The 14,417-nt window shown below is 72.9% G+C and carries 11 protein-coding genes; 3 read left to right on the forward strand and 8 right to left on the reverse strand.

The window, feature by feature from the left end; all coding sequences use genetic code 11:
* Positions 1–451: 451 nt before the first annotated feature.
* Positions 452–1,795 carry a GH1 family beta-glucosidase gene (locus tag CLT68_RS28410; RefSeq protein WP_099855576.1) on the forward strand — a complete coding sequence of 448 codons (1,344 nt, stop codon included), beginning with the start codon at positions 452–454 and terminating at the stop codon, positions 1,793–1,795.
* Between the two features lie 82 nt (positions 1,796–1,877).
* Here CLT68_RS28410 and CLT68_RS28415 read toward each other — a convergent pair whose 3' ends face one another.
* The 3 genes from CLT68_RS28415 to CLT68_RS28425 all read right to left on the reverse strand — a co-directional run bounded on the left by CLT68_RS28415 (position 1,878) and on the right by CLT68_RS28425 (position 6,346).
* The gene (locus tag CLT68_RS28415; RefSeq protein WP_039906528.1) at positions 1,878–2,300 is read right to left on the reverse strand and encodes a roadblock/LC7 domain-containing protein; all 423 of its coding nucleotides are present in this window, start codon (positions 2,298–2,300) and stop codon (positions 1,878–1,880) included.
* A complete protein-coding gene (locus CLT68_RS28420) occupies positions 2,297–4,834 on the reverse strand; it encodes a nitrate- and nitrite sensing domain-containing protein (RefSeq protein WP_199177172.1) in 2,538 nt (845 codons plus the stop codon). The genes CLT68_RS28415 and CLT68_RS28420 overlap by 4 nt, the downstream gene beginning before the upstream one ends.
* A gap of 99 nt (positions 4,835–4,933) precedes the next feature.
* On the reverse strand, positions 4,934–6,346 hold the full coding sequence (locus CLT68_RS28425; protein WP_099855578.1) for an FGGY family carbohydrate kinase: 1,413 nt from the start codon (positions 6,344–6,346) through the stop codon (positions 4,934–4,936).
* Between the two features lie 214 nt (positions 6,347–6,560).
* On the opposite strand from CLT68_RS28425, the gene CLT68_RS28430 reads away from it, so the two are divergent.
* Positions 6,561–8,483, forward strand: a complete 1,923-nt coding sequence (locus CLT68_RS28430; protein ID WP_099857756.1) for an anthranilate synthase family protein — start codon at positions 6,561–6,563, stop codon at positions 8,481–8,483.
* A gap of 85 nt (positions 8,484–8,568) precedes the next feature.
* On the opposite strand, the gene wrbA is transcribed toward CLT68_RS28430, so the two are convergent.
* The 4 genes from wrbA to CLT68_RS28450 all read right to left on the reverse strand — a co-directional run bounded on the left by wrbA (position 8,569) and on the right by CLT68_RS28450 (position 11,105).
* Positions 8,569–9,186, reverse strand: coding sequence for an NAD(P)H:quinone oxidoreductase (gene wrbA / locus CLT68_RS28435; protein WP_088949114.1), 618 nt, complete (start codon positions 9,184–9,186; stop codon positions 8,569–8,571).
* Between the two features lie 301 nt (positions 9,187–9,487).
* Positions 9,488–9,856, reverse strand: a complete 369-nt coding sequence (locus CLT68_RS28440) for a DUF3037 domain-containing protein (RefSeq protein WP_088949115.1) — start codon at positions 9,854–9,856, stop codon at positions 9,488–9,490.
* Entirely contained in the window at positions 9,853–10,611 is a 759-nt protein-coding gene (locus CLT68_RS28445) for a HipA family kinase (RefSeq protein ID WP_088951884.1), read from the reverse strand. Before CLT68_RS28445 ends, CLT68_RS28440 begins: the two co-directional genes overlap by 4 nt.
* A gap of 119 nt (positions 10,612–10,730) precedes the next feature.
* Entirely contained in the window at positions 10,731–11,105 is a 375-nt protein-coding gene (locus tag CLT68_RS28450; protein WP_099855580.1) for a hypothetical protein, read from the reverse strand.
* A 154-nt stretch (positions 11,106–11,259) separates the two neighbouring features.
* Between CLT68_RS28450 and CLT68_RS28455 the strand changes: the two genes are divergently transcribed.
* Positions 11,260–12,369, forward strand: coding sequence for a winged helix DNA-binding domain-containing protein (locus tag CLT68_RS28455; protein WP_099855583.1), 1,110 nt, complete (start codon positions 11,260–11,262; stop codon positions 12,367–12,369).
* Positions 12,370–12,379: 10 nt separating this feature from the next.
* Here the strand turns inward: CLT68_RS28455 and malQ are convergent, their stop codons facing one another.
* Positions 12,380–14,386, reverse strand: coding sequence for a 4-alpha-glucanotransferase (gene malQ, locus CLT68_RS28460; protein WP_099855585.1), 2,007 nt, complete (start codon positions 14,384–14,386; stop codon positions 12,380–12,382).
* Positions 14,387–14,417: the final 31 nt, after the last annotated feature.

Genomic DNA, 14,417 nt, shown 5'->3' on the forward strand with positions numbered 1-14,417 from the left:
CAAGGTTCCAAGTAGAAGATCGCCGGGGCCGTCTCTGACGGGCCCGGTGAACCAGAACCGAGGGCCGACGACGGGCCAGCCCGGACGCCGTCGTCAGCCATCGTCCCGCCACATGGAGGGAGGTGGAACCAGAGCCACTCGCGTGGCCCGGCTCCCGCGCGACACGCACGGCAGGACCCAAATCTCGCCCGTGTGTGTGCAGTTACGGTGGGGACGGGGGTTGCCCTCCCCCGTCCCCACACTAAACCCCCGTACACGATAGGAAAAGAGGCCGACGGGACAGGCGCGTTGCGCCGCCCGGACGGCCTCGTTCGCTGCTCGGGGCCAGACCCGCCTCCACCACGCCAGCACCGGCCGCCTCGACGGCCGGATGACCGGCCGGCCGCGCCTGCCCTATCATGGGAGCGCTCCCGAACCTTCGGCGGTGGCCCCGTATCCATGAGGAGAATCCATGTCGATACCTACTGGGCCCGCCGGCCCGCTGCGCTTCCCGGACAACTTCGGCTGGGGCGCGGCCACCTCCGCGTACCAGATCGAGGGCGCTGCCAAGGAGGATGGGCGCGGCGAGTCGGTCTGGGACACCTTCAGCCGCGTCCCAGGGCGCACCCGTAACGGCGACACCGGCGACGTGGCCGCCGACCACTACCACCGGTACGCCGAGGACCTCGACCTCATGCGCGACCTCGGGCTGCGCAGCTACCGCTTCTCCATCTCCTGGCCACGGATCCAGCCCGACGGCACCGGCGCACCCAACCAGCGCGGGCTCGACTTCTACCGCCGCCTCGTCGACGGCCTCCTCGATCGCGGCATCACCCCGATGGCCACCCTGTTCCACTGGGACCTCCCGCAGGCTCTGCAGGACGCCGACGGGTGGGAGTCGCGCGAGACCGCCCTCCGCTTCGCCGACTACGCCGACGCGGTCTTCGAGGCCCTCGGCGACCGGGTGCCGGCCTGGCTCACCATCAACGAGCCCAAGACCGTGGTGCAGAACGGCTACCTCGTCGGCCACCACGCCCCCGGCCGGCAGGACCCGGACGCGGCCTACCTGGTCGCCCACCACCTGCAGCTCGCGCACGGGCTCGCGGTCAGCGCGCTGCGCGCCACCGGCAGCGCCAGCCGGATCGGCCCCGCGCTCAACCTGCACCCCTGCTACCCCGCTGACGACTCGCCGCAGGCCGCAGCCGCCTCCCGCCTCTACGACGGCTACGAGAACCGCCTCTACCTCGACTCCCTGTTCAAGGGCAGCTACCCGGAGGACGTGCTGGCCGACCTGGGCCCGCAGAGCCGGATGGTCCAGGGCATCCGCGACGGCGACCTGGCAATCATCTCCGCACCGATCGACCTGCTGGCCGTGCAGTACTACACGCCCATCTACGTCACCGCCGACGGCGGCACCGAGCACCGCTGGGCGACCTCCGAAGCCGAGTGGCAGCAGATCTACCCCGACGGCATGTACGACATCCTGACCCGGGTCACCCGCGACTACGGCCCGATCCCGCTCACCGTGACCGAGAACGGGCTGCCCACACCGGACACGCTGGCCGTGGACGGCACCGTCCACGACGCCGGTCGGATCAACTTCCTCCGGGACCACCTCGCCGCCGCACACCGGGCCATCGCCGCCGGCGTGCCGCTGGAGAGCTTCCACGTCTGGTCACTGCTGGACAACTTCGAGTGGAACGAGGGGTACGACCAGCGGTGGGGACTGGTCTACGTGGACTACCCGACCCAGCGGCGGGTACTCAAGAGCAGCGCCACCTGGTACCGCTCCGTGATCGCTGACGGCGGTTTCTGAGCGGCCGCCTCCCGGACAGCCGGGCCTGGACGGCTCGGCTCCGGTGAGCCGGTGACCGTCCGGGACCCAGCGCCGGGGTCGGTCAGCGGGGCAGCGCCTGCTGCAACTCCGCCCGCAGCGCCGGGGTGAGCATCTCCCCCGCCTGCTTGGCCAGCCGGGCCATCTCGTAACCCACCACACCGATGTCCGCGTCACCGGCGGCCAGCGTGGCCAGGATCGAACCGTCGCGTACCTGCATCACCAGGAAGTAGCCGCGGCCCATCTCGACCACCGTCTGCTTGACGATGTCGCCGTCGAACATCTGGGCAGCGCCCGCGGTGATGCTCATCAGCCCGGAGGTCACCGCGGCCAGCTTGTCCGCGTTGTCGCGTGGCAGGTGGTCGGAGATCGCCACGAGCAGTCCGTCGGAGGAGACCACCACCGCGTGCGCCACGCCCGGCACCCGCTCCGCGAACGCGCTCACCAGCCAGCTCAGGTCACGCGCCTCCTGGCTCAACGTCGTCACTGTCGTCGTCCCCCTTCGTCGTGCCCCCCGGACGGTGGCACGGGTATCTCGGTGGTGTCCTCGGCCTCGGCGCGCCGCACTCCGCTGTAGAGCCGGGAGAGCATGCCGCCGACCGCCTCCGGGTCCGGATCGGTGCGGGGCGGTGCCGACATCGGTTGTGCCGAGCGGGTGACCGCGCTCAACTGTGCCATCGGCACCCGCATCGGCAGCCCTCGCTCATTCGTACCGGCGGTGACCGGGATCGCCGGTGGCACCGGCTGCGCGGGCACGACCGGCGCGGACGGATCCTGCCGCGACCACCAGCCCCCGCCGTTGTCGCGAGCGCCGGCCGGGGTCAACACGTCCTCGGCGCGCACCGGCACCGGACGGCCCTGGCGCGGCACGGCGACACCCGGTGGCCGACCGGCCACCGGCAGGTCCCGTGCCTCGACGCGCGGCCCGGAGGCGACGGCCTCCCGCACAGCCCCGGGCTGCCGGGCAACTCCCCGGGCGGCGCTCGTCGCCAGCATTCGGGCCGGCGCCGGCGGATCCAACTCCACCGAGCCTGCCGGGGCCAGCAACACCGCGGGCAACGCGAGCCGGGCGACCAGGCCGCCCTGGTGGTCGTCCAACCGCACCCGTACGCCCAGCCGGGACGCCAGGTGGCTGACGACGAAGAGACCCATCCGCTCCACCGCCGCGACGTCCGCGGCCGGAGGGCTGGCCAGCACCGCGTTCGCCTCGGCCAACGCCGTCGGGCTCATGCCCAGGCCACGGTCGGCGATCTCGATCAGCGCACCCCCGGAGTCGACCCGGGCGGTCACCACCACGCTGGTGTCCGGGCGCGAGAAGGCGGTGGCGTTCTCCAACAGCTCGGCCAGCAGGTGCACCAGCTCGCCGACGGCGTGCCCGACCATGTGCACGTCGGCCACCGCCTCGATCCGGACCCGCTGGTACTGCTCGATCTCCGCCGCAGCGGCCAGCAGCACCGCACCGAGACCGACCGGCCGGTTCCACCGACGGGTGGAGTCCGTGCCGGCGAGCACCAGCAGGCTCTCGTCGTTACGACGCATACGAGCGGCCAGGTGATCGAGCTTGAACAGGTTCTCCAGCTGGTCCGGGTCGCTCTCCTCGCGTTCCAGGTCGTCCAGCAGCTCCAGTTGGCGCTCCACCAGGACCTGGCTCCGGCGGGCCAGGTTGACGAACATCGCGTTGACGTTGCGTCGCATGAGCGCCTGCTCGACGGCGACAGTGACGGCACTGCGGTGCACCGCCACGAACGCCTCGGCCAGCTCGCCGATCTCATCGAGCGAGCGGACCACCGCCGGCGCGACATCGATGTCCGGCACCCCGCCTCGGACGGTCTTCAGACGGTCCAGCGCCTCCGGCAGCTCGACCTGGGCGATCCGGAGCGCCTGGCTCCGCAGCAACCGCATCGACCGGGCGACCGAACGACCGACCAGCAACGAGATCAGCAGAGCGACCAGCAGGACCGCGACGATCCCGCCGACGACCAGCAGGGTGGCCCGCAACTGCCCGTCGCTGGCGTCGTCGGCCTGCCGCACGGCGTCGTCGAGCACACCCGCCTCAAACTGGCGCAGCAGCTCCTGCCGCTGCTGGCTGGCCCCCCACCACTGCTCCGACGGCAGCACCTCCGGCGCCTTGTCGCCGGCTGGCAGGCTGCGCTCCTCCAGCCGGGTGGCGACCACGAACATCGGGGCCACCGACGTCTCGTCGTACCGGCGGATCTGGTCGGACGTCGCGGCCACCCGGAACGCGCCGAGCGCGGTCAGCTGCTGGGCGCGCAGATCGGTGAGGAGCACCCGGTCCTCGGTGCCGTACCCGCCGGCGCGGGCGGCGGCGTAGAGCTGGCCCCGCACCCGGGAGGAGAGCTCCTTGACCCGGGCCAGTTGGACGTAGCGCAGCACCGCGTCGTTCAAAGCCGGCTGGTCCTGACCAGGGGTCGGCTCGGCGAGCAGGTCGATCAGCGCGCCGATGGCCCGGTGGTAGTTGCTCAGGATGGTCTCGCTGCTGAGCACCGCCGGTGGGATGGCCGGACGGATGTCGACCACCTGGTCGTACGCCTCCAGCGCCTCGGAGAAGGCCACCCGCCACGACGCGTCGGCGTCGGCCAGCGGCTCGGCGGCCCGGCGCAGGTCCGCGACGGCCCGGTCGGTGGCGGTCTGCAACGGCTTCAGGTCGGTCGCCGTGGTCTCCCGCTCGCCGCCCCTGCGCAGCTCGCCCAACTCACCCGCCGAACGGTCGCGCTCCTGCTGGAGCTGGTGCACGGCGGCGGTGATCTGCCGGCCGATGCCGACCTGGCTGGAGAAGTCGTTCAACACCGTCGTCCGCCCCACCAGCGCGCTGGTCTGCACACCGGCGAGCAGCAGGAACGCCATCGAGGGCACCACCAGCACGGTGGCGAGCTTGGTGCTCATCCGCCAGTCCCGCAGGCGGAACGGCGAGCGCCGCCGGTGCGGCACCACTCGGACGTCGAAGCGTCGCCGGCGATGGTTCGACACCGCGCCGTTCGCCGGCTCGGGACCTACCGCCACCCTGCCTCCTCCGTCCTACCGCGTCCACCGCGGTCCGGGGAGCGCCGTCCATCCAACCAGGCTCGGGAGCGCTGTCAACGGCCCGGGCAACGCGGAGGTTCAGGAAGGATACTGCGGGTGGGACCGTCCTGCCGTGGTCGGCAGGACCAGCTCGTCCGTCCGGCCGATGTCGGCGAGGCCGATCGAGTCACCGAACCGGCCAAGTGCCACCAGTGCCGCGCCGGTGGCGCCGATCTCCGGGTTGCGTTGGTGCGACACCGGCCGCGGTGCGAGCGCGGCGGCGAAGGCCTGCCGCCACCACACCGACGCCGCCACGGCACCCCCACCCAGCACCACACCGACCGGTTTGTCGATGGTGGACTCCAGCACGGCGAGATCCTCTGTGACCAGGTCACACAGCCCCTGCATCAGCCCGGCCAGGATGTCCACCGAGGTGGTGCTGAAGCTGAGGCCACGCAGTTCGCCGCTGCCCGCCGGCGCCAGGCCGGGCGCCCGGTCGCCACCGAAGCGGGGGTCGGCCGGTCGGCCACCGCCCGTCGGCACCAGCGCCAACGCCGCGTCCAGCTCCGCGCCCCGGGGCAACCGCAGCTCCCGGTCCGCCCAGGCGAACAGGTTGCCTCCGCAGGCGTACGCCGCGCCGGTCACCACGTGGTCGTGGTCGACCCGGTAACGCCACAGCCGTTCGGGGAGCCGGGGCATCGGCTCGCCGGCCGGGATCCGCTGCATCAGCCGTACGGCCGCGGAGGTGCCCACGGTGACGGCGGCCCGGCTCGGGTCGACGCAGCCCGAACCGACGTTCGACGCGCCGCCGTCGCCGACCGGCGGTGACCACCGGGCCTGCGCCAGCTGCGGCCAACGGCCGGCCAGGTCGGCCCGCAGCCGGCCGTGCCAGTTCAGCTCCCCGAGGGGCGGCAGGTCCTGCGGTCGCGCCCCGGCCAGCGTCAGCGCCTCCTCGTCCCAGCGCAGGGTGCGCAGGTCCAGCAGGCCGGTCCCGGAGGCTTGGGAGATCGACATGGGCGCCGAGTCGAGCAGTTCACCCAGCACGTACTCGGGCAGACCGACGAACCGGGCGATCGGGCTGCCGGACTGCTCCCGCAACCAGGGCAACCGCATCGACCAGTACGAGCGGTGCCACCAGCAGCCGGTGCGTTGGTGGAAGCCGTCCGGGTCGGCCGGCCCCGCCGTGCCGCCGACGGGCGCGGGCCGGGTGTCCAGCCAGGTGACCACCGGGCCCATCGGGGCACCGGCGCGGTCCAGCGGGAGCACCGAGTGCCACTGCGCGGAGACCGCCACCAGGCCGACGTCGTGCAGGTGCCCCGCGTCGGCCAACTCGTCCAGGCACTCGACCAGGGAGGCGAGATAGTCGGGACCGGACAGCGTGCCGGTGCCGTCGTCGCCGATGGCGAGGTCGACCTTGCGCCGGGCCAGGGCACCGGGCAGCGGGCGGGTGTCCCCGTCCAGCACCAACCCCCGGACGGAGGAGGTACCCAGATCGAGCGCGAGAATGTTCATCGCCGGTCAAGTTACCCGGTGCGAACAGGGCAACGGGCGCGTAGGGTGGATCACATGCTCGCGCATCTGACCAGTTGGTGGCCCGCCGATCCGGCGGCCACCCTCCGCGCGTAGCTTCATCCACGCGGCCGCCCTCCAGGCGGCCGCCGGATCTCCCGGCCGGATGGCCGCCTCAACGGCGGCGCCCAGCCCGACGGAGACCTCGATGACCCACCTGACCCACCTGACCGACCTGATCGCCGCCATCGCCAGCGGTGTCGACCCCGGTCCCTTCGCCCTGCTACGCCGTGAGGGCGCGGACGAGCTGGAGCTGTTCACCGGCCCGGTCGACACTGTCGAACGGCTCGCGGACATCCCGCTGACGCCGGGCGCACCCGGTGCGCAGACGCTGGCCCTGGTGCCGTTCCGGCAGATCTCCGAACGCGGCTTCGCCTGCGTCGACGACGGCGCCCCGCTGGAATGCCTCCAGGTCCGCGACCATCGACGGATCGCCCTGGCCGACGCCCTGGCCATCCTGCCCGACGAGCAGGTCCGCACTATCGATGCGGCCTTCGACATCACCGACGAGGAGTACGCACGGACCGTGCACCGGGTGCTCGCCGAGGAGATCGGCCGCGGCGAGGGCGCCAACTTCGTCATCCACCGCACCATGCACGCCACCGTGCAGGGCCCACCGCTGATGGCGGCGCTGGCCGCGCTGCGCCGGTTGCTGGTCGCCGAGCGCGGCGCGTACTGGACGTTCGTGGTGCACACCGGCACCCGGACGATGGTCGGCGCGAGCCCGGAACGACACGTCAGCGTCGACGACGGCCTGGTCATGATGAACCCGATCAGCGGCACCTTCCGGCGCGCGGGTGACACCCCGGACCGGAAGGCGCTGCTGCGGTTCCTCGACGACCCGAAGGAGGTCGAGGAGCTGTACATGGTGCTCGACGAGGAGCTGAAGATGATGGCCACCGTCGCCGAGCACGGCGGCCAGGTGATCGGCCCGTACCTGAAGGAGATGTCGCACCTGGCACACACCGAGTACCTGCTCGCCGGGCGGGGCACCCGGGACGTGCGGGAGGTGCTGCGCGAGACGATGTTCGCCCCCACCGTGACGGGCAGCCCGATGGAGAACGCCTGCCGGGTGATCGCCCGACACGAGCGCCGGGGCCGCGGTTACTACTCCGGCGTGCTGGCCCTGCTCGGCCACGACGAGGCCGGCCGACAGACGCTCGACGCCCCGATCCTGATCCGCACCGCGGAGATCTCCCCCACCGGCCGGCTGCGGGTCCCGGTGGGTGCCACCCTGGTCCGGCACTCGACGGCAGCCGGCGAGGTGGCCGAGACGCACGCCAAGGCCGCCGGTGTGCTGGCCGCCCTCGGCCTCGGGCCGGCGGCGCCCGACCGTGGGAGCGAGCCGGTCGCGCGGCTGGCCGACGACCCCGCGGTACGCGACGCGCTGGCCATGCGCAACGCACCGCTGGCGCGGTTCTGGTTGGACCAGCGGGCACCGGACGCACCCGGGCTGCCCGGGCTGGTGGGCCGTCAGGCGTTGATCGTGGACGCCGAGGACACCTTCACCGGCATGCTGGCCCACCAGCTGGGCGCGTTGGGTCTCTCGGTGACCACCCGACCGTGGCACGCGAGCGGCTCGGTCGACGGGTACGACCTGGTGGTGGCCGGTCCCGGGCCGGGTGACCCGGGCAGCACCGACGAGCCGAAGATGGTGGCGCTGCGGGCGCTGCTGGGCGGGCTGCTGGCGACCGGCCGACCCACCCTCGCCGTCTGCCTCGGCCACCAGGTGCTGGCCGGTCAGTTGGGGCTGCCGCTGCACCGCAGGGACGCGCCCTACCAGGGGTTGCAGCGGGAGGTGCCGCTGTTCGGCACAACCCGGCGGGTGGGGTTCTACTCGACGTTCACCGCCCGGGCGGAGGCGGACCGGCTGGACACGGCGTACGGGCCGGTGGAGTTGGCCCGGGATCCGGGTGACGGGGCCGTGCACGCCCTCCGGGGACGTGGCTTCGCCGGGGTGCAGTTTCACCCCGAGTCGGTGCTCAGCCCGGACGGGCTCGCCGTGCTGACCGAGTTGCTGACCGATCTGCTGCCGGCACCGCGCGCCGACGAGCTGTCCACCACCGGCGGGCGCGCATAGTCGCTCCGCCGGAGGGTAGGGCTGGAACGACCGGTGGCACGGACGGGCCGAGAGCCCCCGCCCGCGCCACCGGTCGTTTCCGCCGTCAGCCGGCCATGCCCGCCTTCAGCGCGGTGCCCAGCAGCACCGCACGCCGCGCGGTGAGCGCACAGGCGCCGAGTGCCACGGCGTCCGGGGCGATCTCCCCGTTGTTGCTCGTGTGCGAAGCGCCGTACGGGTTGCCGGCGATGAACTGGCTGGTGTCGGTGTAGCCGGGGGTGACCACTACACCGCCCCAGTGGTAGAAGACGTTGAAGAGCGAGGTCAGCGTGGTCTCCTGCCCGCCGTGCGAGGTCGCCGTGGAGGTGAAGGCGGAGTAGACCTTGTTGGCCAGCGCGCCCTGCGCCCACAGCGGGCCAGTGGTGTCGATGAACTGCTTGAGCTGGGCCGCGACCATGCCGTACCGGGTGGGCGCGCCCATGATCACCACGTCGGCCCAGGACAGGTCGTCGACCATTGCCTCGGGCACGTCCTGGGTCTCCAGACGGTGCGCCTGCCAGCCGGAGTTGGAGCGGATCGCCTCGTCCGGCGCCAACTCACGCACCTTGCGCAGGCGCACCTCGGCGCCAGCCTCCCCGGCGGCCTCGCAGGCCGCCTGAGCCATCTGGTACGTGATGCCGGTGGCGCTGTAGTAGATCACCGCTACCTTGGTCTGGGCAGCCATCAGATGTTCCCCTATCTCGTCTCGGGTCAGCTCTCGCGACTACCCGTCGCGCGCGATCTCTAACGGCGGCGCCCGGACGATCCCACCCACCGGTCGACAGGGCTCAATTTTTCCGCAACTTCCCGGTGGTTTTCGCCCTGCGCCCCACATCGACGACGATCCTGATGCCATCGGTGCCGGCGGGAACCAGCCGCCGCCCCGCACCGGGCACCTGAACGGGGGATCGCGCTCCGCCACCAACGACGCTGGCGTAGCGCGATCAGGGGCCGTCCAGCGTGCTCACACCGGATGGCGGACGCGCTCAGTGGACCAGGGCCGCCATCAGCCGGTCCAGCTCGGCCGCCGGGTCAGCGGTGAGCCCGGTGTGCACCGGCCCGGTCTGGATCATCGTGCTGCGCGGAGCCGCCAGCCAGTGGAACCGCTCGCCGAGTCGCATCCGGGTCGCCGGCCCGTCGCCGGCGCACGTCCGGTTCAGGGAGTCGAGCACCGCGGCCACCGCCGGCAGGTCCACGTCGGGTGCCAGTGCGCGGACCCGGTCGGCGTCGAGGTGCGTGCGCGCCGCCAGGAAGTCACGTTGCTGGCAGTAGAGCAACACCCCGACGTTGATCTGCTCGCCGCGCTCGATGCGGGGCACCAGCCGGATCAGCGCGTACTCGAAGGGATGCCTCATGCCGCGCTCCCCTGCGGCAGCCAGTCGGCCCTGCGGGCGACCCGGCGGGACAGGTGCTCCAGGTACGCGGCCCGCGCGGCGTCGGCCGTCTCGAAATCGGCAGCGGTCAGCCAGTCCGCCGGCACCAGGGCGAGCACTTCGGTGAGCAGCTCCGGGGTGACCCGGGGGGCCAGCTCGGCGTCGGCCTCGGCCAACAGTGACGCGTACGGGGCGAGCACGTGGTCCTCAGCTCGGTAGGCCCGGTGCACTGCCGCCTGGGCCCGGGGCCAGTTGTGGTGGAAGTACAGCGAGGCCCCGTGGTCGATCAACCACAGCTCGCGGTGCCAGACCAGCAGGTTCGGGTTACGCCAACTCCGGTCGACGTTCTCCACGTACGCGTCGAACCAGAGCACCCGGGAGGCCAGCGCCGCGTCGACGGGATGCGCCATCGGGTCGAAGCCGAGCGCCCCGGGCAGGAAGTCCATCCCCAGGTTGGCACCGCCGCTGTTGCGCAGCAGCTCCTGCACCTCCTGGTCGGGCTCGGCCCGCCCGATGACCGGGTCGATGTCGAGCACCACCAGCGGGGGCACCCGCAGCTCCAGGCGGCGGGCCAGCTCACCGCAGATCACCTCGGCGATCAGCGCCTTGGGCCCCTGGCCGGCGCCTCGGAACTTCGCCACGTACGTGCCCAGGTCGTCGGCCTCCACGACGCCAGGCAGCGACCCACCCTCGCGCAGCGGGGTGACGTAGCGGATCGCGGTGACCTGGCGGAGCACGACGCCCACCCTACTGGGACCGGCTGCCCGGCCCGCACCGGTGAGCGCGATACCTCTGAGTCATAAAAATGCCTCACAGTCATCATGCTCACCGGTGCGTGCCCGCCGGAGCGGGTGGGTCAGTCGAGCTTGTCGCGTAGGTCGTCGACCTGCTGTTGGAGGCGGTCCACCGCGGTGTCGTTGTTGACGAAGGTGGTGATGCCCGCGGCGAGGCCCAGGCCGATCAGCACGGCCAGGATGCTCAACACCAGGCCGCCGATGGCCACGCCCCGGCCGGTCACCCCTGGCCGGCGGGCCATCTTCAGCCCGACGATGCCGAGGATGATGCCGATGATGCCGAGCACCAGCCCGATCCAGGCGAGGATGGCGGTCAGCACGCTGAGCAGGCCGGCCACCCCGAAGACCAGCGCGAAGGTGGCGGCCGCGCTGGTCTTGGCGGCGGTGGTGGACGCCCGGTGGGTCCGCGACCCGGCCGGTTCACTTGCGGCAGTCATGGGACTCCCTTCCGTACGCGCGGCGCGCGCACTTCCGGGTGACCGCCTTCCCACTGCCTGGGCCTTTATGCCAGCCCAGCCGGGCCATCGCCGCAGGCCCACTGTCGGTCGGGTGCCCTAACCTGGCGCAACCACCTGCGGGGAAGGAAGTCCGATGACGAGGGAGCTGACGGCGTCCGAGGCGCTCGATCTGCGGATGACGAGTCTGCTGCTGCGCCCGCACCCGAGCATCCGGCCCGGCGACGTCGCCGGGGTGGTCCAGTGGTTCGGCGCGATGCAGGCGCAGGACCTGGCGAGCGGCCTGTGGTCGTTGGGCGCGCGGCTGCCCGGGCAGAGCGTCGTCGACGTGCAGGCAGCGCTGGAGCGACGCGAGGCACTGCGCACCTGGCCGATGCGGGGCACCGTTCACCTCGTCCCTCCCGCCGACGCCCGCTGGATGCTGGAGCTGACCGGCGTACGCTCGCTGGCTGGCGCGGCGACCCGGCGCGCGCAGCTCGGGCTCACCGAGACCGACGCGGACCGGGCGGTGGATGTCCTCGGCAGCGCCCTGGCCGGTGGCGGCCGGCTCACCCGCGCGCAGTGCCTCGCCGCCCTGCGCGCCGCCGGCATCGGGACCGACGGCCAGCGCGGATACCACCTGCTGTGGTATGCGAGTGTCCGCGGGGTGACCTGCGTGGCACCGAGTCTGGGCACCGAACAGACCTTCGCGCTGCTGGACGAGTGGGCGCCCGAGTCACGCCACCTGGAACGGGACGAGGCGCTGGCCCTGCTCGCCCACCGCTACGTCCGCGGGCACGGGCCGGTCACCGCCCGCGAGTTCGCCGGCTGGACCGGCCTCACCCTGACCGACGCGCGGCGCGGCCTGGCCGCCGCCGATGACCTGCTGAGCACGGTACGGGTCGACGGCGAGCCGATGCACGTCGACGCGGCGCTGGCCGACACCGCGCCTCCCCCGCCGGACGACATGATCGTGCTGCCGGGCTTCGACGAATACCTGCTCGGCTACCGGGACCGCTCGTTGATGCTCGACCCCGCGCACCAGGCGGCCGTGGTGCCCGGCAACAACGGCATCTTCCAGGCCACAGTGGTCCGCTCCGGGCGGGTGGTGGGCGTGTGGAAGCGCAAGGTCGGCCGCGCAGCGGTCACCGTGACGGTCCAGCCGCTGACGACGCTCGACGCCGCGGCGCGGGCTCGGGTGGAGCAGGCGCTCGGACGGTACGCGGACTTCCTCGGGCTGCCTCCCCGCTTCGACTGGCTGACCTGACCGCGCCGCGTCAATCCTCGGTCGGGGACCTGTTGGCCCGTCGTGGGCGGGCGGTGCTGAGCAGATCGACGATCCGGGTCACCCGAGGATCCGAGCGGATCTCCGCCACGGTTTTCGGCAGTGGCAGCCGCCAGTTCGGATACTCGTCCACAGTGCCCGGCATGTTGGGTTGGCGCACCTCGCCCAGCACGTCGTAGAGGGAGACGCCGAGCAACCGGGTCGGGCTGGCCGCGAGCGCGGCGTGCATCGCCACCACCACCTCGCCGTCGTCGGGTGTCGGAGCCGCACCGGGCGACGCTGGCTCGGCGGTCGGCGCCGGGTCGGGCAGCAGGCTCTCGGCACGCAGCATGTCCAGCAGCCGCTCCCGGTCGGTGGCGGCCCGGGCCTGCTCCACCGCCACGTCGGTGCCGAGCAGCTTCAACTCGTCGCGCACCCGGACGTGCTCGCCGGTCAGGAAACCCGGCGCGGTGGGCAGGTCGTGTGTGGAGATCGTGGCGAGGGCGTTGCGCGGCCAACGGGCCGGCGGGACGAACCCGCCGTCGTCGTCGCGAGCGAACCACAGCACTGTCGAGCCGAGCATGTTGCGCCCGCGCAGCCCACGGGTCACCGCAGGTTGGACGGTGCCGAGATCCTCCCCGACCACCACCGCGCCGGCCCGGTGCGCCTCCAGCGCGAGGATGCCGAGCATCGCCTCGGCGTCGTAGCGCACGTAGGTGCCCTCGGCCGCGCCGGCGCCCGGCGGCACCCACCACAGCCGCCACAGGCCGGCGACGTGGTCGACCCGCAGACCACCCGCGTGTCGCAGGGTCCGGCGCAGCATGTCCCGGTAGGCCGTGTACCCGGTGGCGGCGAGCCGGTCGGGACGCCAGGCGGCGAGCCCCCAGTCCTGGCCGAGCTGGTTGAAGTCGTCCGGCGGCGCGCCGACCCGCACACCCTGGGCCAGCACGTCGGCGAGCTGCCAGCCGTCCGCGCCTCCGGGGTCGATGCCGACGGCCAGGTCGTGCACCACGCCGACCGGCATTCCGGCCGCCCGGGCCGCCGCCGTCACGGCGTCCAGTTGCTCGTCACACAGGTGCTGCAACCAGGCGTGGAAGGCCACCCGGTCGGCGAGCTGCCGACGCTGCTCGGCGACCGCCGGGGCGTCCGGGTGGTGCAGGTCCTCCGGCCAGGCACGCCAGTCGTTGCCGTGCCGCTCGGCGAGCGCGCACCAGGTGGCGAAGCTGGCCAGCGCAGGGTCCGCGGCAAGGTCGACCGGCTGGGCGTACGGGTGCAGCAGCTCCAGGGCGTGCCGCTTGGCGGCCCACACCTGGTCGTAGTCGATCAGATCCCCACGGTCGGGGCGCAGGGCGTCGACCACCGCCCGGGTGGCCGGGTCCGCCGCACGGTACGCGGCCGTGTCGCTGACCCGCAGGTACAGCGGGTTGACGAAGCGTCGACTGGCGGGCGAATAGGGCGAGGCGGCGACCGGGTGCGCCGGCCCAACCGCGTGCAGGGGGTTGAGCAGCACCAGCCCCGCGCCCGTGTCACCGGCCCAACCGGTGAACTCGGCGAGATCGCCGAGGTCGCCCATGCCCCACGAGCGTTCCGAGGTGAGCGCGTAGAGCTGGAGCATCCAACCCCAGGTGTGTGGCGGCACCGGCAGCCGACGGGGCACCACCACCAGCGTCGCCTCGCGGCCGGCGCAGGCCAACCGGTGCCAACCCAACGGCAGGTCCCCCGGCAGCTCGCTGTCGACCGCGCGGCGGCCGCCGTCCTCCAGGGTGACGACACCCGGGCCGGGCAGTGCCCGGGTGGTGCCGTGGGCGAGCACCACCGTCTCCGGCAGTGCGCCTCGGTCGACCGCACGGGCGGCGGTGAGCGCGTCGGCGATGGCGGCCGGGCTCGTGGCGTCCACACCGAGCAGCCCGAGCACGCCCACCACGGTCTCCGGTGCGACCTCGACACGGCGGTGCCGCCAGTCCTCGTACCAGGTGGACACGCCGTGCGCGTTCGCCAGCGCGGCCAGTCGTCGGTTCATCCCGCCCCCCGCCTCACGACTCGACCTCCGA

The sequence above is a fragment of the Micromonospora sp. CNZ299 genome (assembly GCF_002754415.1).

Bases quoted from the DNA above. Each gene is read 5' to 3' on its own strand.
- CLT68_RS28410 (WP_099855576.1), top strand. From the start codon at position 452: ATGTCGATACCTACTGGGCCCGCCGGCCCGCTGCGCTTCCCGGACAAC.
- CLT68_RS28425 (WP_099855578.1), bottom strand. From the start codon at position 6,346: ATGAACATTCTCGCGCTCGATCTGGGTACCTCCTCCGTCCGGGGGTTG.
- wrbA (WP_088949114.1), bottom strand. From the start codon at position 9,186: ATGGCTGCCCAGACCAAGGTAGCGGTGATCTACTACAGCGCCACCGGC.
- CLT68_RS28440 (WP_088949115.1), bottom strand. From the start codon at position 9,856: ATGAGGCATCCCTTCGAGTACGCGCTGATCCGGCTGGTGCCCCGCATC.
- CLT68_RS28450 (WP_099855580.1), bottom strand. From the start codon at position 11,105: ATGACTGCCGCAAGTGAACCGGCCGGGTCGCGGACCCACCGGGCGTCC.
- CLT68_RS28455 (WP_099855583.1), top strand. From the start codon at position 11,260: ATGACGAGGGAGCTGACGGCGTCCGAGGCGCTCGATCTGCGGATGACG.
- malQ (WP_099855585.1), bottom strand. From the start codon at position 14,386: ATGAACCGACGACTGGCCGCGCTGGCGAACGCGCACGGCGTGTCCACC.